The following is a 20,192-nucleotide window of genomic DNA, read 5'->3' as shown; positions in this document are numbered from 1 at the left end:
CGGTGGGGCGCGTCAGTGGTCCGTGGAGGCGGCGAGGGAGCGGGGGCGCAGATCGGTCCAGTGGGACTCGATGTAGTCCAGACACGCGGCCCGGGTGTTCTCGTCGAAGGCGACGGTCCACCCGCCGGGCACCTCCGCGAAGGACGGCCAGAGTGAGTGCTGGCCCTCGTCGTTCACCAGGACCAGGAATCGGCCTTCGGTGTCATCGAAGGGGTTGGTGCTCATGGTCAATGCCTCCCCGGAACAATGCAATTAGGTTAGGCTCGCCTAACTGCACTGAGCTTAGCCTTCGCCCCTTGCGCTCACAAGGAGACGTTCATGCACGGCCCTGCCGAACAGCCGTCCGCCTTCGCCGAGTTCGGACTGTCCGGGAGGCCGGGCACCGACGCGTTCTGGGCGGCCGCGCGGACACCCCTGTCCGTGCCCGCGGCCGACGGCGGTTGGGTGACCCTGTTCCTGTGGCGCGGTTCCGCCGCGAGCCTCGGCTTCGAGAGCCGGCCCGAGCCGGTGCCGCTGCGCCGCTGGGGCGACACCGACTGCTGGTACGCCAAGGTGCCCCTGCCCCGACGGATGCGGGCGACCTACCAGTTCCTGGTCGGCGACGCGGCGTACGCGGACCCGTACAACCCGGTGGGAGCGGGCGGTGACCGGTCCATCGCCGCGACCCCCGACGCGTCGGCGCAGCCGCACTGGCCCGTCGTCGGGCCCGACGACGTCCTGCCCGTGCCGAAGACCCGGATCCGCTGGGCCAGTGAACGGCTCGGCGGACGGCGTACCGTGCGGGTCCATCCGGTGGGCGGCGGGGGGCCGGTGGTGCTGCTGCTCGACGGGGACGACTGGCTGTATCTGCACCCGGCCATGACGGCGTTCGAGTCGGCCGTCGCGCACGGGGACATGCCGCCCGTCACGCTCGTCTTCGTGCCGACCCGGGACCGAGAGGCCGAGTTCGCGTGCCGGTCCGAAGTGTGGGAGGGGATCCGGGACGAGTTGCTGCCGCTGGTGGCCGACAGTGGCGTGCCCGTCGAGGTGGAGCGGCTGGTGGTCGCGGGGCAGAGTCTCGGGGGGTTGAGTGCGGTGTACGCCGCGCTGGCTTTTCCGGAGTTGGTGTCTCGGGTGGCTTGTCAGTCGGGGTCGTTCTGGTGGTCCCCTGAGGCGGTGGGCCTGGCGGATCCTTTGGGCGGGCCGGTCGGGGGCGCTCTCGCGGGGTGCCTGCGGCAGCTTCCCGAGCTGTCTGGGCTGCGGGTTGCTTTCGACGTGGGGGAACACGAGACGAAGATGTTGCCGCACTGTGAGCTGATTGAGGTGCTGACTGAACGGGCCGGGGCGACTGTGCGGGTGTCCCGGTCGGCCACCGGGCATGATCGCGTCGGGTGGCGGCATGCGTTGCTCAGGGATGTGGCTTGGGTTCTTCGGGAGTGATTCAGTCTGCGGGCCGGTGGGGGCTGGTCGCGCCCACGCGGCGGAGCCGCATGGCGACACAGCCCCGCGCCCTTGGCTGGGATCAGCGGGCCACCGCCGAGTAGTACTCCTCGTCGGTGGCCAGGAGGTTGCGGTGGGTGTTCTCGGCTGTGATGACGCCGTCGTCCAGGACCAGGACCCGGTCTGCCGCGTCCAGTAGGGCCGGGCTGCTGGTGATAACAATGGTGGTGCGGCCCCTGCGGAGTTCCGCGATGTTGCGGGCGATGAGTTGTTCGGTGACCGCGTCCACGGCCGTCGTCGGGTCGTGCAGGACCAGGACGTCGGAGTCGGCGGCCAAGGCCCGTGCCAGCGACAGGCGTTGACGTTGGCCGCCGGAGAGGTTGGCGCCGCGGTCGCGGACGGCGTGGTCGAGGCCCTCGCGATGGAGGTCCACGACGTCGGTCAGCATGGACGCCTCCACAGCCTCGGGGACCGTGCGGCTGGTGCCGGACGGGTCGATGTTGGTGCGAAGGGTGCCGGCGAAGATCTCGCCGTCGTACGGGTTCACCAGCATGTGCTCGCGGACCGCCTCGACCGACAGGTCCGCGAGCTCGCGCCCGCCGACCCGCACCGCGCCCTCGTACGCGTCGGGTGGGACGTTCATCGACAGCACCGCCGCCAGGTCGGCCGCCGCGCGCGGCTGGTAGGAGGCGATCGCCACGAACTCCCCGGCGGAGACATGGAACTTCAGTCGGCGCAGGGTGCCGTGGCGGACGCCGTCGATCTCCAAGTCGCCGCCCGGCGGCGGGAGTTCCGGCCCCGGGGTAGTGACGGGCGGCGCGGAAAGTACGAGGGCCATGCGCTCGGCGGACGCGCGCGCCATCATGACGTACTTGGGCATCTCGGAGAACAGCTTGAGCGGTTCGATGATGAACTGTGCGAGGCCCACGGCCATGACGAGTTCACCGATGGTGATCCGGCCGCCGAAGGCCAGCCAGCCCGCCGTCAGGGTCACCGCGGCGGCGAGGACCGCGTTGAGGGCCAGGGCGGTGCCCGCGTAGGCCCCGTTCACCCGGGCGACGGTGATCGCCTGGTGTCTGGCCTCGGTGCTGACCCTTCGGTAGGACAGGAACGCCTGGTGGTTGCCGCCGAAGCCGTGCAGCGGGCGCAGGCCGGTGATCAGGTCGGCGACCTTCGCGCCGGCCCGCGCCACACGGGCCTGCTGTTCCTGGGTGCTGCTGCCGATCCGCTTGGACATCACGCTGAGGATCGACAGGATCGCGAGCGTGCCGGCGATCACCAGCAGGCCGAGCCGGACGTCGGCCAGTCCCAGGGCGACCGCCGCGACCAGCACCGCGACCAGCGAGCTGACCAGCAGCGGCACCACCTCGATGATGTCGGCGGTCTGGTCGGCGTCCTCGGTGGCGATGGTCAGCACCTCGCCGGACTTCAGGTCGACGTCCCGGGCCACCGGTTGAAGTCCGCAGGCGGCGACCCGCACCCGCCAGCGGTGTGCCTCGGTGGTGTTGGCCTTCTGCAGGATGCGCATGCCGAACCGCCACGACAGGGACACCGTCGTGATGATCACGGCGAGCGCGGCGATCGACAGGCCGAGCGCGCCGAGACTGCGGTCCCGCATGGTGTGCTCGACGATCAGGCCGAGCGCGATGGGGAAGGCGGTCTCGGCCGCCTGGTACATGCCCATGAGGAGGGTGCCGCCGGTCATGGCGCCGACGTTGCGGCGCAGGGCGGTGCGGAGGATGTCGGACCCCGTGCGGGGCCGCTGCGTGTCAGGCGTGGTCATGAGTGGTCGTCGAGGTGGCGGGCGATCGCTTCGGGCGTGCGCAGGGTGAACAGGTCTCGGATGGTGATGACGGGGCCGTACTCCCGGCGGAGCAGGCCGATCAGCCGTACCGCCAGCATCGAGTGCCCGCCCAGGGACACGAAGTCGCTCACCGCGCTCACCTCGTCATCGTCCAGGTCCAGTGCCTCGGCGAAGAACTCGCACACGACGGTCTCGGTCTCGGTCCGCGGGCCGCGTTCGCCCGCCGTGGTCAGCGCGCCGAGCGGCTTGGCCTCGGGCAGCGCCTTGGTGTCAGCTTTCCCGTTCACCGTCAGCGGGATGCTGTCGACCTGGGCGTAGTGGGTCGGGCGCAGGAAGTCCGGCAGCGCGGCACCCACTTCGGCGGCGACCGTGGCCAACTCGGCCCCGTCCAGCACCAGGTAGGCGGCGAGCCGGTACGCGCCGTCGACCTGCGGGTCGGCCTGGGCGACGGCGGCGACGAACCGGACCGCCGGGTGCGCCGCGAACGCGGCCTCCACCTCGCCCGGTTCGACCCGGTGGCCGCGGATCTTGACCTGCTGGTCGGTGCGGCCCAGGTACATCAGGTTGCCGTCGGGCCGGCGGACCACCAGGTCCCCGGTGCGGTACATGCGCTCGCCGGGTGCGCCGAACGGGCAGGCGACGAACCGGTGCGCGGTCTGGGCGGGTTGCCCGAGGTAGCCGCGCGCGATGCCGATGCCGGACACGTACAGCTCGCCGGGGACGCCGTCGGGCAGCGGCCGCAGCCAGGGGTCCAGCACATACACGTCGGTGTTGTCGATCGCGACGCCCACCACCGGGTCCTGGCACTCGAAGGTGCCGACGCCGAGCGTGTTGATGGTGTACTCGGTGGGCCCGTACAGGTTGTAGCCGACGGTCCCCTCGGTGTCCGCCAGGCGCTGCCACAGCGTCGGGGTGACGGCCTCCCCGCCCAGCAGCACCAGCGCGGGCCTCCGTGCCGGGTCGTCGAGCAGTCCCTCGGCCACCAGCTGCTGCGCGTACGTCGGGGTCACGTTGATCACGTCGATCCCGTGCTCCAGGCAGTACTCGACCAGCCGGGGAGCGTCGCGACGCAACTCCTCGTCACAGATGTGCACTTCATGCCCGTCGGCGAGCCACAGCAGCTCCTCCCACGACATGTCGAAGGCGAAGGACACGGTGTGCGCGATCCGGAACACCCGGTGACCGTGCTCGGCCAGCACCGGTTCGAAGATGCGACGCTGATGGTTGATCAGCATGTTGGTGAGCCCTGCGTACTCGGTCACCACGCCCTTGGGCTTCCCGGTCGAGCCGGAGGTGTGGATCGTGTACGCGGGGTGCCGCAGCCGGTCCGGGTCGTCCGGCGCGAACGTGACATACGGCTCGGCATCGGGCAGGGGCCGGTCCAGCTCGATGAGGTCACCGGTCAGCCGTGGCGACACGGCGCTGACGGTGAGGATCACCTCCGGGCGGGCGTCCGCGACGATCGCGGCGATCCGCTCGTCCGGGTGGTCCAGCTCCAGCGGCACATAGGCGGCGCCCACGCGCAGGACGGCGAACAGCGCCACGATCGAGTCGAGGGAGCGGGGGATCGCGAGCCCGACGGTCGTCTCGGGGCCGATGCCGCGCCCGGCCAGCACACCCGCCACCGCGCGGCTGCGGTCGCGGAGTTCGGCGAACGTCATGGTCGAGCCGTGGGCGACGAGTGCGATCCGCTCCGGGGCGCGGTCGGCCGCCCGGTCGAACCGGTCGACGACGGTGTCGGTGCCGACGTCGGTGCGTTCACCGGGCAGCGGCCGCGCTCCCAGGCCCGGCAGCGCGCCCACCGGCCCGGTGGACCGGGCGAGGGCGTCGAGCACGCGCAGGTAGTCGTCGAGCAGGCGGCGCGCGGTACGGCCGTCGTCGTCGCGGTGCTCCAGCTTGATGGTGAGCCGGTCGCCGGGCGTGACGACCCAGGTGAACGGATAGTGGGTGGAGTCGTCGGCCCGCACCGAGGTGATGCCGTGCTTGGCGTTCATCTCGGCGAACGCGTCCAGGTCCAGGAAGTTCTGCAGCACGAACAGGTTGTCGAACAGGGTGTCGTGCCCGCTGGCCCGCTGGATCTCGCCGAGCCCCAGGTGCTCGTGGTCCATCGCCTCGACCCTGGCCGACTGCACGGCCGTCAGATACTCCCGCACGGTGTCGCCGGGCCGGGCCCGGGTCCACATCGGCACGGTGTTCAGCAGCACACCCACGATGCCGTCGAGTCCCTCACCCTCACGGCCGGACACGGTCACGCCGAACACGGCGTCGCTGCGGCCCGTGTGCGCGCCCAGCAGCAGCCCGAACGCGCCGGTCAGCACCGAGTTCAGGGTGACACCGTGCGCCTTGGCCGCGTCCCGCAGCAGGTCCGACTGCTCCAGGGACAGCGTGTGTACGACCGTGTGCGGCAGGTCGTCCGAGAGCGTGGGCGCCGGCCCGGCGAGCAGGGTCGGGCCGGGCAGTCCGGCCAGGTGCTCCGCCCAGAAGCGCTCCGCCCCGGTGGTGTCCCTGGCGGCGAGCTGCCGGGCGTGGTCCTCGAAGCTGGGCGTGGCCGGGGCCGGGGTGAGCGGCTCTTCCGCGACGACGGCCCGGTAGGCGTCGAACAGGTCCCGCAGCACGATCTCGCGGGACCAGCCGTCCCACAGCAGCAGGTGGTAGCTGAGCAGCAGGCCGTCGCGGCCGCCGGGCAGCCGGACCACCGTCAGCCGGATCAGCGGTGGCTCAGCCGGGTCGAATCCCGTGTCACGGTCCCGGGCGCGCAGGGCGGCGGCGTCCGCGTCGGTCGGCAGCTCGACCGTGCGGACGGGGATCCGGCGGCCCGCGCTGAGGACCTGGACCGGGTTTCCGTCACCGTCGGTGGTGAAGCCCGCGCCCACCACCGGATGCCGCGCGATCACGTACGTCATCGCCTCGGCCAGCGCCTCGGTGTCCAGGCGCCGCTCGAAGGTGAACCAGCTCTGCGCGACGTAGTGTCCGGCCGTGCCCGCCATCTGGGCCTGGAAGAACAGGCCCCGCTGGAGGGGGGTGACGGGTGCCGTGCGCTCGGCGGTCGCGGCGGCGTCCGCGAGGTGCTCCAGGGCGCTCAGCCAGTGCTCGGTGATCACGTCGGGGACGCCCTCGGCGAGGGTGAACGCCGCGTGGAGGCCGCCGGTGGCCGCGTCCAGCCAGGCGTTGACCTCGACGGCGTACGGGCTGCCCTGGTCGCCGCCGGTGAGGTGCAGCGCCTGCGACTCGCTGCCCCGGCCGAGGTAGTTGAACAGCACCTGTGGGCGAGCGGTCAGCAGCGGCGCCGTCTGCGGGTTGAGATACCTCAGGCGGCCGTAGGCGACGTGCCCGGACTCGTCCGGCTGGCGTTCGGCGACCTCACGTGCCGCCGCGACGGGGTCGGTGTGCGCGGTGAGCCGTACCGGCGCGATCGCGGTGAACCAGCCGACCGTGCGCGTGTAGTCGTGGTGCTCCAGCACCGGGACCCGGCCGTGCCGCTCCAGCTCGACCGCGAGATCGGTGGGCGCCGGCTGGACCCGGGTCAGGGCGGTGCGCAGCGCGCCGCACAGCAGCTCGGTGAGACCGATGCCGAGGGCGGAGGGCGCGGTGCGTGTCAGGCGGTCGCTCAGGTCGGGGGGGAGCACGACGGTGGTCTCACGCAGTCCGCCGACCGCGGGCAGCAGCGCGGGGGCCTGGAGCGTGGTGATCCAGTGCCCGAGGTCGTCGGCGACCTGGATGGACCGGGTCGCCAGTGCTTCGGCGTACTCGGCGTACGACGTGGTCGGCGGCGCCAGGGGCTCCCCGCGCAGGGCGGCGGCCAGGTCCTCCAGCAGGATCAGCCAGGACACCGAGTCGACGGCGAGGTGGTGCACGGTGACGACCAGGGTCCGGCTCGCCTCCAGCCACGAGAACGCGATGACGTCCCCGGCCTCGGGGTCCAGCCGTCCGGCGGCTTCGTTCGCTGCCGCCGTCGCGTCGGTCCCGGGCGTCCGTACGACGGTGATGGCGCGGGCGGGTTCGGTGCGCAGGGCCCACACGCCGTGCTCGACGCGCAGGCGCAGCCGCAGGGCAGGGTGCGCGGCCACGACGGCGTCCGCGGCGCGCTCGACGTCGGCGAACCCGGTGCCGTCGGGTGCCTGCACCATCCTGGCCTGGGCGAACCGGGCGAGGGACCCGCCCAGTTCACGCTGGCGCAGGATGATCGGGGTCGGGGTCAGCGGGCCGTCTTCGCGGGGGGTGGGCGCCGCTGCCTGCGGCGCTTGCGAGCCGAGGTGCTCGGCGAGCGCGCGTGGAGTCCTGAGCAGGAACACGTCCCGGGGGGCGATCGGCAGGCCGAGTGCGCGGGCTCGGTTGATCACGGTGATGGCGACGATGCTGTCGCCTCCGGCGCGGAAGAAGTCGGTGTCGGCGTCCATGGCGGAGCCGGGGAGGGTTTCGGTGAAGATGTCGATCAGGGTGGCGAGTGATTCCTCTGCGTGCCGATGGGGGCTGGTCGCGCCTCGCGGCGGAGCCGCATATGGATGCAGCCCCGCGCCCCCATCGGGGCGCACTCGCGCCGTCAACGCCTTCCGGTCCAGCTTGCCGTTGACCGTCAGCGGCAGCGCGTCCAGCGTCAGCACCCGGCCCGGCACCATGTGCACCGGCAGCTTCGCCGACAGCAGGCCGGTGAGATCGTCGGGGACCCGGCCGACCACGTGCGCGACCAGATGATCGGCGCTGTCGGCCACGGTGACCGCGACATCCACAACACCGTCGAGCTCCCTGATCGCCGACTCCACCTCGCCCAACTCGACTCGGAAGCCCTTGAGTTGAACCTGGTCGTCGGCGCGGCCGGTGAACTCCAGCTCGCCGTCGAGGGTGCGGCGGGCGAGGTCGCCCGTGTGGTACATGCGGGAGCCGTCGCCCGTGAACGGGTTCGCCACGAAGCGGCCGGCGGTGAGCGCGGGCCTGCCGAGATAGCCGAGCGACACCTGGTCGCCGGCGACGTAGATGGCACCCACCCGGCCCGGCGGCACCGGCCTGAGCCGGTCGTCGAGGAGATAGGTCACCAGGCCGGGGATGGGGCCGCCGATCGGGCTGGCGTCGTCGCCGGAGGCGAAGTCCTCGTCGGTCAGCACGCGGTGGGTGACATGGACGGTGGTCTCGGTGATGCCGTACATGTTGACGAGTTCGGGCGTACCGGTGCCGTGCCGTTCGACCCAGCCGCGCAGCCTCCCGAGGTCCAGTGCCTCGCCGCCGAAGATGATCCGGCGCAGTCCGGTGACCGGCTCGTCGGCGTGCCGGTCGGCCTCGATGAACTGGTAGAAGGCCGAGGGGGTCTGGTTGAGCACGGTCACCCCGCGCTCTCGGACCAGCCGGTGGAAGTCGACCGGGGAGCGGGTCAGCCCGTACTCCGGGACCAGCAGCTCAGCCCCGTGGGTCAGCGCTCCCCACAGCTCCCAGACCGCGAAGTCGAAGGAGTACGAGTGGAACTGGACCCACACGTCCTGCGGGCCGAAGTCCATGCCGGGCCGGGTGTTGGCGAGGAGGGTCACCACGCTGGAGTGCGGGACGACGACGCCCTTGGGGCGGCCGGTCGATCCGGACGTGTAGATCACATAGGCGGGGTCCTGCCAGTCGGCCTCGGGCAGGGCGGCGGGTTCGCGGGACGGCGGTTGCTCGCCCTGCACGAGCACACGTGCCGGCACGCCCGCCCGGTCCAGCAGCCGCGTGAAGCGGTCCCGCTGCACGCGGTCCACGAGCACCACCTGCGGGGCGGCGTCGGCGAGGATGTACTCCAGCCGTTCGTCCGGGTACGCCAGGTCCAGCGGTACGTACGCGCCGCCCGCGGTGACGATCGCGACCAGGGCGACGACCTGTTCCAGGGAGCGCGGTACGGCGACGGCGACCCGCTTGCCCCGGCCGACCCCGGCGGCACGCAGGACGGCGGCCAACTGCTCCTTGGCGTCGGCCAGTTCGCCGTACGTCAGGGAGCGGGTGGCGCCGTCGAGGGCGCACTGGGTGACGGCGGTGGCGGCCGGGTCGCGGTGCGCGGCCGCGTCGAAGAGGCCGCTCAGGGTCGTGGGGGTGATCGGCGTGGGGCGGCGGGTGTTCTCGGTTGCCAGGTCGTCGACCAGGGCGTCCGGCCGGGTGAGCAGACCGGTGAGGGTGTGGGTGAACGTGCGCAGGATGGCCTGGGCGCCGGTCTCCCGGAGCAGCTCGCCGTCGTAGATCAGGTTGAAGCGGGGGCGGCCGTCGAGGGTGCGCTCCACCACCAGGGTCAGCGGGTAGTGGGGGGCGCCCTCGTTCACGATGTCGGTGATGAGGAGGGTGTCGCCGGGCCTGCGCAGGCCGGTCACATCGGTCGCCACGTCGAACACCACCAGCGTGTCGAACAACGGGCCCGCACCGGCCTGGCGGGCGATCCGCGCCAGGGAGACGTGCTGGTGCGGCAGGACCGCGCTCTGGTGTTCCCGTACCGAGGCGAGCAGGTCGCGGGAGGTGGTGGTGCCGGTCCAACGGGCGCGTACGGGAACGGTGTTGATGAACAGGCCCACCATGTCCTCGATGCCGGGCACCTCCGCGTCACGGCCGGACACGGTGGAGCCGAACACCACGTCGCCGCCGTGCAGGATGCCGCCCAGGGTCACCGCCCAGGCGCTGTGCACGGCCACGCTCAGCGGCACGCCGGCCGAGCGGGCGGCGGCGTCGATGTCGTCGCCGGGTTCCAGTGCGGTGTCGGCGAACCGGTCGGAGGGCGTGTGTCCCTCGGCGACCAGTGAGGGGCCGGGCAGTCCGGCCAGCTGGTCGGCCCATACGCGGTCGCTCTCGTCGGCGTCGTGGGAGGCGAGCCGACGTACGTAGTCGGGGAAGCCGCCGAGCGGGTACACGCTGCCCGGCGCGTGGTACTCGGCGAGCAGCGCGCGGAGCATCGGCGGCACCGACCAGCCGTCGGCGATGATGTGGTGCACCGTCTGCACCAGGACGGTGCGGCCGGCGCCGGCGCGGATGAGCGTGTAGCGCATCAGCGGTCCGGTGGCCAGGTCGAACCCGGCGCGTCGGTCCCGCTCGGCGAGGGCACGGAGTTCGTAGTCGGTGATGCCGGGGCGGTCCAGCGTGGTGAAGGGTGCCTGGACGCCGCTCTCCAGCACGGAGACCACGCGGCCGTCGGCGAGGGCGGTGAAGCGCGCGGCCAGGTTCGGGAACAGGGTCAGCAGGCGGGTGGCCGCGGCCGAGAGCCGGTCGGTGTCGATCTCGCCGTCCAGGGTGAGCAGTTGCTGCTCGACATAGGCGCCGGCCGAGTCGTCGTCGAAGACGGAGTGGAAGTACAGGCCCTCCTGCAGCGGGGTCAGCGGCAGGACGTCCCTCAGCGCGGGGCTGTCGAGGGCGTCGACGTCGGCCTGGGTGAGCGTCACCAGGTCGAAGTCGCTGGGTGAGTGGCCGCCTCGGTCGAGTGCGGCCAGTCCGGTCAGGGCCTGGCGGAAGTACTCGGCGATGGTCGCGATGTCCTCGTCGGTGAACATGCCGTCGGGCCAGGAGATGGTGGTGGCCAGCTCGTACGCGCCGCCGGTCGGGGCGGGTTCGGCGATGGCGTTGAACTCCAGGGCGCGCGGCAGTCGCATCCTGGGGTCCCGCTTCTCACCCAGCTGTCCTGTTGTGCTCGTGAGTTGCCAGTCACCGGAGGCGCCTGCGGCGAAGCGGCCCAAGTAGTTGAAGAGCACCTGCGGTGCGGGCGCGTCGAACTCGGTCTCGGTCAGATAGCGCAGGGCGCCGTAGGAGACGCCGTTGTCCGGTACCCGGGCGAGGTCCTCCTTGACGGCCTTGAGCGCGGCGGTCAGGTACTCGGGTGCGGTGAGGTCGGCGGCCGTGCCGGGGTCCACGGTCACCGGGAACAGGGTGGTGAACCAGCCCACGGTCCGGGAGAGTTCGGGTTCGAAGCCGGCGGTGGCCGACACGAACCCGCCCTCGCGGCCGTGGCCTTCGAGTTCGATGTGGGCGAACGTCTGCTCCTGGCCGAGGTCCCGGCGCCAACGGGCGAGGGTGACGGCGAGGGCGGTCAGCAGCACGTCGTTGACGCCCGCGTGGAACTTCGCCGGGATCTCGCCGAGCAGCGCGGCGGTGACCTCGGGGCCGACCGGGACGGTCAGCGTCCGCTCCCGCGCGACGGTGTCGGTTCCGGACAGCGCGCGCCTGCCCAGTGGTCCGTCCGCTCCGGGCAGGGGACGCCAGTAGTAGGAGCTGTCCGCGTCGAACGCGGCGCGTTCCAGGAGCTGGGTCCAGCGCCGGAACGACGTGCCCGCCGGAGGCAGTTCGATCGGGGTACCGGAGGAGAGCTGCCGCCATGCCGTGGCCAGGTCGTCCATCAGGATCCGCCACGACACGCCGTCGATCACCACGTGATGGGCGGTCACCACCAACTGCCGTGCGGCGCGCCGCCACACGGCCCTCAGCATCACGCCGCCCGCCGGGTCGAGCCCATCGGTGGCGAGCGCCACGCACTCGTCGAGCGGCCGGTCGCTCTCCTGCCACAGTGGGCCGGCCTGGCCGGCCTCCGGGATGTCGAAGCTCCAGCGGTCGCCGCGCACCAGCCGCGCGCGCAGCATGTCGTGCCGGACGGTCAGGGCGGTGAGGATCCGGTCGAGGGCGTCGGCGGTGAGGTCGGCCGGGGTGTTCAGGACCACCGACTGCACGAAGCCGTCGATGGCGTCGGTGGTCTCGCCGAGCCACTGCACGATGGGCGATCCCACGACGGAGCCGGTCGGGACGTCGGCGTGGTCGACGGTGGAGACGTCCCCGCGGCTCGCCACCGCCGCCAGTGCCCGCGGGGTGCTGTGGGCGAAGATCTGCCGTGCCGTGACATGGAGACCGGTGTCGCGCAGTGCGCTCAGCAGCGAGATCGCCAGGATGCTGTCCCCGCCGAGCTGGAAGAAGTCCTGGTCGGCACCGACCTCCTCCAGTCGCAGCACCTTCGCGACCGCCGCGCACACCGCGCGCTCGTCGTCGGTGGCGGGCGGGACGAGCGTGCCCGTCGCGATCTCGGGCTCCGGCAGTGCGCGGCGGTCCAGCTTGCCGTTCGCGGTCAGCGGGAACTCCGTCATCACCACGATGTGGGCGGGCACCATGTACTCGACCATGTGCTCGGCGGCCCACGCCTTGACCTCGTCGGCGCTCAGGTCCTCGCTGCCGGCGGCCGGGATGACGTATCCCACGAGGTAGGTGCCGCCCGCCGCGTTCTTCTTCGCCACGACACAGGTGTGCCGTATCCGCGGGTGTTCCGCGAGGCCGACCTCGACGTCCTCGATCTCCAGCCGCATGCCGCGGATCTTGATCTGGTTGTCGACCCGGCCGAGGAAGTCCAGCGAGCCGTCCGGGGCGAAGCGTGCGAGGTCGCCGGTGCGGTAGAGCCGGGAGCCGTCGGCGGCGAAGGGGTTGGCGACGAACCGGGACGCCGTCAGGCCGGGCGCGTTGACGTAGCCGCGTCCCAGGAGGAAGCCGCCCACGTACAGTTCGCCGCCGACGCCGACCGGGACCGGGCGCAGTTCGTCGTCGAGTACGTACAGCTGGGTGTTGGGGTTGGCCCTGCCGATGGAGGTCGACAGGCGTTCGGCCGCGCCCCGGTAGATGACGTGGGAGACGCCGATGGTCGTCTCGGCGGGCCCGTAGCCGTGGTACAGGGGGATGTCGAGCAGGGTGCGGAACCGCTCGTGGAGTTCCGGGGTCAGCACCTCGCCGCCGCACCACACATGGCGCAGGCTGTTCAGCCGCCCGGAGTCGCCGGCCATCTCCAGCAGCACGTCCAGCATGGACGACACCAGGTAGGTGAAGGTGACGCGCTGTTCGGCGATCACGCTCAGCAGGTGGTGGGGGTCGCGTTCGCCGCCGGGGCGCAGGACGACCAGCCGGGCGCCGCACACCAGCGGTAGGAAGATCTCGTTGATGGAGATGTCGAAGGACAGCGGTGCCTTGAACAGCGAGGCGTCGTCGTGGCCGAAGCCGAGGATCTCGTGGACCTGCCAGAGCAGGCGCTCGCTGATCGCCTCGTGCCGGATCATGGCGCCCTTGGGCCGCCCGGTGGAGCCGGACGTGAAGATGACGTAGGCCAGGGCGGCGCCGGGGACGGTGATCCCGGTGCCCTCGGTCGGGTGGGCGGCGTGGCGCCAGTCGCCGAGGTCGACCGCCACGGCCTCCGGCTCGGCCGGGTCGTGTTCGCCCGAGGTGTTGAGCTGCAGAACGACGCGGGCGTCCTCGATGACGACGGCGCGGCGCTCGGCGGGCCACTGGGGGTCGAGCGGTACGAACGCGCAGCCGGCCTGGAGCACCCCGAGCAGTGCGATCACCATGTCGGCGGAGCGGCCGAGGGAGATGCCGACGACCTGTTCGGCGGTGAGTCCGCGGTCGATGAGGTGGTGGGCCAACTGGCTGGACAGCTCGGCCGTCTGACGGTAGGTCAGGGTCCGGTGCTCGTCGACGACGGCGACGGCGTCCGGCCTGGTACGGGCCTGTTCGCGGAACATCTCCACGATGGTCGGGCGGATCCGGTCGGCCCCGGTGTCGTTCCACTCGGCCAGCGTCCGGAGCCTTCTCGCCATGTCGGCGGGGCCGATGGTGCCGAGGGTCCGTTCCGGGAAGTCGGTGAGGTCGTCCAACGCGAGCTGTGCGTCGGCGAGTCGCACGCCGTCGGGGACGGTGATGCTCCGGCCGTCCGCGCCGACCTCCCAACCGCCGGGCAGGGGACCGCCGTTGTCGGCCCAGCCGAGGACGTCGGCGAACAGGGTGCCGGGGGTGAGGTCGATGCCGTCGGGACCGCGGCCCGTCGCCCAGTACGACAGCCCGATGGCGCACGCTTCGGCGATGGTCCTGTCGGAGTGGTCGCCGCCGGTCCGCCGGCGTACGCCGGCCAGTCTCCCGGGAGACAGCCGTACGACCCGAGCGTTCGGTTCCGTCATCCCCGTCATCGAAGAATCAGCCATCGAAAGACTCAGCATCCCTTCCAGGGCATGAGAGAGCCAGCCCGGTCCGACTTAGGTTTACCTAACTACCTTCTCGCCAGGCCCGCCACAGCCGCGCGTACCGGCCGCCCAGCTTCACCAGCTCCTCGTGCGTGCCCTGCTCCACCACCCGGCCCGCGTCCAGGACGGCGATGCGGTCCGCCGACATCGCCTGGGTGAGCCGGTGCGCCACGAAGAGCGTGGTCCGGCCGGCGCACGCGGCCAGCACGGCCCGCTCCAGCTCGGCGGCGCCCTCGCTGCCGGCCTCCGCGGTCGACTCGTCGAGCACCACCACCGGTGTCCGGCCCAGCACCAGCCGGGCCAGGGCGATCTGGGCGACCTTGGTGACGTCCAGGCGCTCCCCGCCCTCGCCGACCAGGGTGTCCAGCCCGTCGGGGAGCGCGTCGACCCACTGCTCGGCGCCGACCGTGCGCAGGGCGTCCCGCAGTTCTGCGTCGGTCGCCTCCGGCGCGGCCAGCCTGAGATCGTCGGCGAGCGGCCCGGAGAAGACGTGGGTCTCCTGCGTCAGGATGCTCACCAACGTCCGGGCCCCGGCCTCGTCCAAACCGGCGAGGTCGGTCGGTCCGACCCGCACCGATCCGGTCTGTGGTGTCCCGATGCCCGCGATCAGCGCGGCCAGGGTCGACTTGCCCGCGCCCGTCGCGCCCACCAGGGACAGCGAACCGCCGGCCGGGATGGTCAGGTCGACGTCCCGCAGGACGGGCTCGTCGGTGTCGGGGTAGCTGAACGTCAGTCCTTCCACCGTCACGGGCAGCGGCCCGGCGCCCGCCGGTGCGGCGGCCGCGTCACCCACCAGCCGTTCCTCGGCCGGCTCGCCCATCACCCCGACCAGCCGGGTCAGGCTCGCGCCCGACTTCTGTGCCTCGTCGAAGGTGAACATGATGAGGCCCAGCGGCGCGAACAGCCGGTGGAACATCAGCGGGGCCGCCGCCACCTCGCCCAGGCTGGCGGCGTCGGCCTCCAGCAGGGCGTACCCGACCACGATGATCAGGGTCAGCCCGATGAACTCGGCGCGGTTCTCCCGGCCGACGAACCGGCCGAAGAACCGGAACACCTCGATGCCGAGGTCGCGCACCCGCCATGACTCGCGGGTGACGCGCTCACGGAAGGCGTCCTCCAGGCGGTACGCCCGGACCGTGTCGATCCCGTTGAGGCCGCTGATCAGCGCCTGCGCGCGGTCGGCCTGGGCCGCCCGCTGCCTGCGGTAGAGCGGGGCGGACCGGGGCAGGTACCAGCGCAAGGCCAGCGCGTACGCGGGCAGCGCGCCGGCGCCGGCCAGGCCGAGCCGCCAGTCCAGTCCGAACATGCCGGCCGTGGCGATGGCGACCAGCACGCCCGCCGAGAACACGGTCGGGATGGCGGTCCGGATGCCCTTGGAGATGACGGCAACGTCGTCGCCGACCCGGGAGAGCACATCTCCCCGGCCGACCTGCTCGATCCGTGCGCTGGGCATGCCCAGGACGGCTCGGACGGCGCCTTCCCGCAGCCGGGCGAGGAGGTCCGCGCCCAGCCGCCCGATCAGATAGGTCGACACCGCGGTGGCTGCCGCGCCGAGCAGCGCGGCGGCCACCATCAGCGACCCGATCGTGGCCAGGACCGAGCGGGACTCGCCCTCGACCACTGCGTCGACCACCCGGCCGAGCAGCAGCACCGGGAGCACCTGGAGGGCCGCACCGGCCACCGTGGTCACCACGGTGGCCGCCGTCAGCCAGGGCGCCTCTCGGCAGTGGGCCGCGACCCAGCGGGTGGCCTCGCGTCCGGTCGCCGTGCGCAGGGCCGCCGGGGCGACGCGCGTGTCGGTGGTAGTCACACCTACTCGGCCGACTTCACGAGTTCGTCGATCGCGTACGGCATGGACAGCAGGGTGCCCTGGGAGATGGCCGCGCCGATCGCCGGACCCTCGCTGTCGAGCAGGTACGAGACCTTGCCGTTCTTCACCGCGGCCAGGTTGTTGAACAGCTCGAACTTCTTCAGCGCGTCGATGTCCGCCTGGTCGTTGATGACGAAGATGCGGTCGACGTCGATCAGGTCGATGCGCTCGGGTGAGAGCGTGGTGTAGAAGCTGCCGCCGGCGATCTTGTCGATCTCGGTCTGGTACTTGTAGCCGATGCCGGTCACCAGTCGTCCGCGTACGTCGGTGGAGGTGAAGGGCGCCACCGAGTCCTTGTACCAGGACAGTGCGACGGCGGTCTCGTCGCCGAACTGCGGGTGTGCCTTCTTGGCCGCGTCGAGCTTGCCCTGGATGTCGGCCACCATCTTCTCGCCCTCCTCGGCCTTGCCGAGAGCCTTGGCGATGTGCAGCGCGTTGTCCTGCCAGGGGGCGCTGAACGGCTCCTTCTCGGCCTTGGTGCGGCCCACCGTCGGCGCGATCCGGGAGAGCTTGTCGTAGGCGGCCTGGTCGATCTCGGAGTAGACGGCGATGATCAGGTCCGGCCGAAGGGCGGCGATCTTCTCGTAGTTGGGGCCGGAGTCACCGTTCTTCATGATGACCTCGGGCCTGGTGTCGCCCCACTTGTCCTTGACCCAGGGCCACTGGGTGTTGATGTCGGGGGTCTGGCCCGGCGGGTTGGGGTACTGGTCGACCATGCCGACCGGCTTGATGCCGAACGCGAGGACGGTCTGGTCGTCGGTGTAGCCGACGGAGACGACCCGCTCGGGGGCCTTCTCGACGGTCGTCGTTCCGAACGCGTGCTCCACGGTGACCGGGAACGCGCCGGCGGGGGCAGCGGCGGTGGTGTTGTCGGCGGGCTCGTCCGACGAGTCGGAGCCGCACCCCGCGAGGAGGCCGGCGCCGAGCGTGACGGCGGTGAGTACCGCCGCCATCCGTCGCCGGGACTTCAAGAGCGTCGATCGATGGAAGAGCATCCGGAACCCCTTGCTTTCGCGCTGTCCGCTGCGCCCTGTCTAAGGGCAGGCAAACCTTACCGCGCCGAAGTGAGGTAAGCCTAGCCTAACTTGTACGTAGTCTGTGGTGAGATCTAGTCGAACTGGACGTGCGTGCGGCCGATCGGCACGATGAGCGGCCGATCACCCAACGGATCGTCAATCACCTTGGCCCGCAGGCCGAATGCCTCGTGCAGCAGCTCGGCGGTGATCACCTCGCGGGGGTGCCCCTGCGCCAGGACCACCCCCTCCTTCATCACGACGAGGTGGTCGCTGTAACGCGCCGCCAGGTTGAGGTCGTGCAGCACCATCACCACCGTGCACCCCGACTCGTGGAGGTCGTCCACCAGGTCGAGCACGTCGATGGCGTGCGCCAGGTCCAGATAGGTGGTCGGCTCGTCGAGCAGCAGCAGGTCGGTTCCCTGAGCCAGCGTCATGGAGATCCACACCCGCTGCCGTTGGCCGCCGGACAGCGCGTCGACCGGTCGGTCGGCCAGGTCGGACACCCCGGTCATGGCCAACGCCCGCTCCACCACGGCGACATCGTCCGACGACCACTGCCGCAGCCAGCTCTGGTGCGGATGGCGGCCCCGGGCGACCAGGTCGGCCACCGTCAACCCCTCCGGCGCGACCGGCGCCTGCGGCAGCAGGCCGAGCTTCTTGGCCACGTCCCTGGTGCGCAGCCCGGCGATGTCCTCGCCGTCCAGCACGACCGTCCCGCCGGTCGGCTTCAGCAGTCGCGACAGGGTGCGCAACAGGGTGGACTTCCCACAGCCGTTGGGGCCGATGATCGTGGTGATCACTCCGGTCGGGATGGCCACGTCGAGGCCGTCGATGACGGTCCTGTTGCCGTATCCGACCGTGACACCCTTGGCCGCCAGCCGTGAGACGCCGTCGACCGCCGCCCCGATCCCGGTGATGTCCTGAGCGACCACGAGGCCCCCCTTGAAGTGAGGCTTGCCCAAGCTTTGCATCATCTACCTCAGGTTCGCCCGTACCAGCAGATACACGAGGAAGGGTCCGCCGATCGCGGCGGTCACCACACCGACCGGAAGAGAGATCGGCAGGGCCGTGCGCGCGACCAGGTCGGCGCCGATCAGCAGCAGCGCGCCGACCACACCGGACGCCACCATCGGCGGTGTCGGGGACCGCACCAGACGCATCGCCACCTGAGGCGCCACCAGCGCGACGAAGGGGACCGGGCCCGCCGCGCTCACCGCCACACCGGCCAGCAGCACCGCGCACAGCAGCAGCACCGCCCGCACCCTCGAGTACCGGACACCCAGACCCGCGGCGACGTCGTCGCCGAAGTGCAGCGGTTTGAACTGGAAGGAGGCACTCGACACGACGACCAGGAGGGCGAGCATGCACCAGAGCGCCACCCGCACCTCGTCCCAGGAACGGCCGTCCAGCGAGCCGACCAGCCAGGTCTGCGCCCTGGCCACGTCCCGGATGTCGGCCTTGACCAGCAGCCAGGTCGTGATCGACTCCATCACGGCGCTCACCGAGATGCCGATGAGGATCAGCCGGAAGCCGTCGATGCCGCGCCGCCACGCCAGGAAGTACACCAGCAGCCCGGTGCCGAGACCGCCCGCGAGCGCCGCCGCGGACAGGCCCACGGCGTCGACGATCGCCGCGGCGGCCCCGCCCGACACCGTCACCAGGAACACCGCGACCGCGCTCGCACCCGTGGTGATCCCCAGAATGTCGGGGCTGGCCAGCGGATTGCGCGCGATGGACTGCGTGATCGCCCCGGACACGCCGAGCGCGATCCCCACGACGAGCCCGGCCAGGGCGCGGGGCATCCGCAGATCCATGATCACGAACTCGTCGACCGGTTCGCCCCGCCCGAGGATCGTGGCGACCACCTGGGGCAGGCCGATGGGGAAGTCCCCGACGCCGATGGACAGACAGAACAGCAGGAAGGTCACCGCCGCCAGCAGCAGCGTGACGCACACCATCCAGGGCCGCCAGACGAACGACACCCGTCCGAGCCTCATGCCGGGCGGCACCGCCGGCTTCACATCCGTGCCGTTCATGCCTTCTTGAACTTTCCGCGCCAGACCAGCGCCGCGAAGAACGGGGCGCCGAGGAGAGCGACGAGCACCCCCGCGTCCAGCTCGCCCGGCCGCACCACCAGACGCCCCACGATGTCGCAGACCAGCAGGATCACGGCGCCGAGGAGACCCGCGCAGGGCACCAGCCAGCGATAGTCCGGCCCGGTGAGACAGCGGGCCACATGGGCCACCATCAGTCCGAGGAACGCGATGGGACCGCAGGCCGCCGTGGCCGCGCCCGCCAGCAGGGTGATCGCGGCGATGCCGATCGTCCGGCTCAGCGCGATGTTCACCCCCAGTGCCCGGGCCACGTCGTCGCCCAGGTTGAGCAGGTTGATGGCGGGCAGGGTGATCGCCGCCAGCACCAGCCCGGCCGCGACGAACGCGGTCACCGGCCAGATGACGTCGAATCCGGTACCGGCCACGGAGCCCGCGTTCCAGAACCGCAGCGCGTTCAGCGCCGTCTGGTCCGACAGCGCCACGGCGGTGGTCATCGCCGCCAGGAACACCGTGACGCCCTGTCCGGCGAGGGCGAGCGTCAGCGGGTTGCCGGCTCCCCGGCCGATACTGGCCAGCCCGAACACCACGACACCGGCGGCCCCCGCCCCGAGGAACGCGAACCAGACGTACTGGAACGGGTTGCTGAACCCGAACACGGCGATCACCGTCACCACGGCGAACGAGGCGCCGGCGTTCACCCCCAACAGGCCCGTGTCGGCGATGGGGTTGCGGGTGTAGCCCTGGATCAGCGCCCCGCCGACCCCCAGGGCGATGCCCGCCACGACCGCTAGTACCGTCCGGGGCACGCGTACGGTCTGCACGATGAGCCGGATCTCGGTGCGCCGCTGGTCCGGGTCCGGCGGTGCGAACAGCCCGTGCCACACCTCGGCGGGACTGAGCGCACGCGCACCGACCGTCAGGGACACCGCGGCCACGGCCACGAGGACCACCACCAGGGCGCCCAGACCCACAACCCGCCGTCTGCGGGCCTGAGTTGTGCCCCTGGTCGCGGGGCGCTCGACTGCAGTCGCGCTCATGTGGACGTACGGTATCCCTAGC

The 20,192-nt window shown here is 71.6% G+C and carries 9 protein-coding genes; 1 reads left to right on the top strand and 8 read right to left on the bottom strand.

Annotated features, from left to right (window positions below; translation table 11 throughout):
* Positions 1-12 precede the first annotated feature (12 nt).
* Positions 13-225: an MbtH family protein gene (locus tag ACH5AC_RS29310; RefSeq protein ID WP_398865203.1), complete on the bottom strand. Its 213-nt coding sequence runs from the start codon at positions 223-225 to the stop codon at positions 13-15.
* Positions 226-318: 93 nt separating this feature from the next.
* Here ACH5AC_RS29310 and ACH5AC_RS29305 point away from each other — a divergent pair, with 93 nt between their 5' ends.
* Positions 319-1,419, top strand: coding sequence for an alpha/beta hydrolase-fold protein (locus tag ACH5AC_RS29305; RefSeq protein ID WP_398865202.1), 1,101 nt, complete (start codon positions 319-321; stop codon positions 1,417-1,419).
* Between the two features lie 82 nt (positions 1,420-1,501).
* Here ACH5AC_RS29305 and ACH5AC_RS29300 read toward each other — a convergent pair whose 3' ends face one another.
* From ACH5AC_RS29300 to ACH5AC_RS29270, 7 genes are all read right to left on the bottom strand, one after another.
* Positions 1,502-3,202, bottom strand: coding sequence for an ABC transporter ATP-binding protein (locus ACH5AC_RS29300; protein ID WP_398865200.1), 1,701 nt, complete (start codon positions 3,200-3,202; stop codon positions 1,502-1,504).
* A complete protein-coding gene (locus ACH5AC_RS29295; RefSeq protein ID WP_398865199.1) occupies positions 3,199-14,130 on the bottom strand; it encodes an amino acid adenylation domain-containing protein in 10,932 nt (3,643 codons plus the stop codon). Before ACH5AC_RS29295 ends, ACH5AC_RS29300 begins: the two co-directional genes overlap by 4 nt.
* 85 nt (positions 14,131-14,215) lie before the next feature.
* A complete protein-coding gene (locus ACH5AC_RS29290) occupies positions 14,216-16,003 on the bottom strand; it encodes an ABC transporter ATP-binding protein (protein ID WP_398865198.1) in 1,788 nt (595 codons plus the stop codon).
* A 2-nt stretch (positions 16,004-16,005) separates the two neighbouring features.
* Positions 16,006-17,058, bottom strand: a complete 1,053-nt coding sequence (locus tag ACH5AC_RS29285) for an iron-siderophore ABC transporter substrate-binding protein (RefSeq protein ID WP_398865197.1) — start codon at positions 17,056-17,058, stop codon at positions 16,006-16,008.
* Between the two features lie 113 nt (positions 17,059-17,171).
* Entirely contained in the window at positions 17,172-18,011 is an 840-nt protein-coding gene (locus tag ACH5AC_RS29280) for an ABC transporter ATP-binding protein (RefSeq protein WP_398865196.1), read from the bottom strand.
* 42 nt (positions 18,012-18,053) lie between these two features.
* A complete protein-coding gene (locus ACH5AC_RS29275; protein WP_398865195.1) occupies positions 18,054-19,115 on the bottom strand; it encodes a FecCD family ABC transporter permease in 1,062 nt (353 codons plus the stop codon).
* Positions 19,112-20,170, bottom strand: coding sequence for a FecCD family ABC transporter permease (locus ACH5AC_RS29270; protein WP_398865194.1), 1,059 nt, complete (start codon positions 20,168-20,170; stop codon positions 19,112-19,114). The genes ACH5AC_RS29275 and ACH5AC_RS29270 overlap by 4 nt, the downstream gene beginning before the upstream one ends.
* Between the last annotated feature and the right edge of the window lie 22 nt (positions 20,171-20,192).

Origin of the sequence: Streptomyces sp. NPDC018693, assembly GCF_044391385.1 — a bacterium.
Lineage (GTDB): Bacteria > Actinomycetota > Actinomycetes > Streptomycetales > Streptomycetaceae > Streptomyces.
The sequence above is the reverse complement of the archived record's forward strand: the minus strand, read 5'-3'. Positions and strand labels throughout refer to the sequence as shown.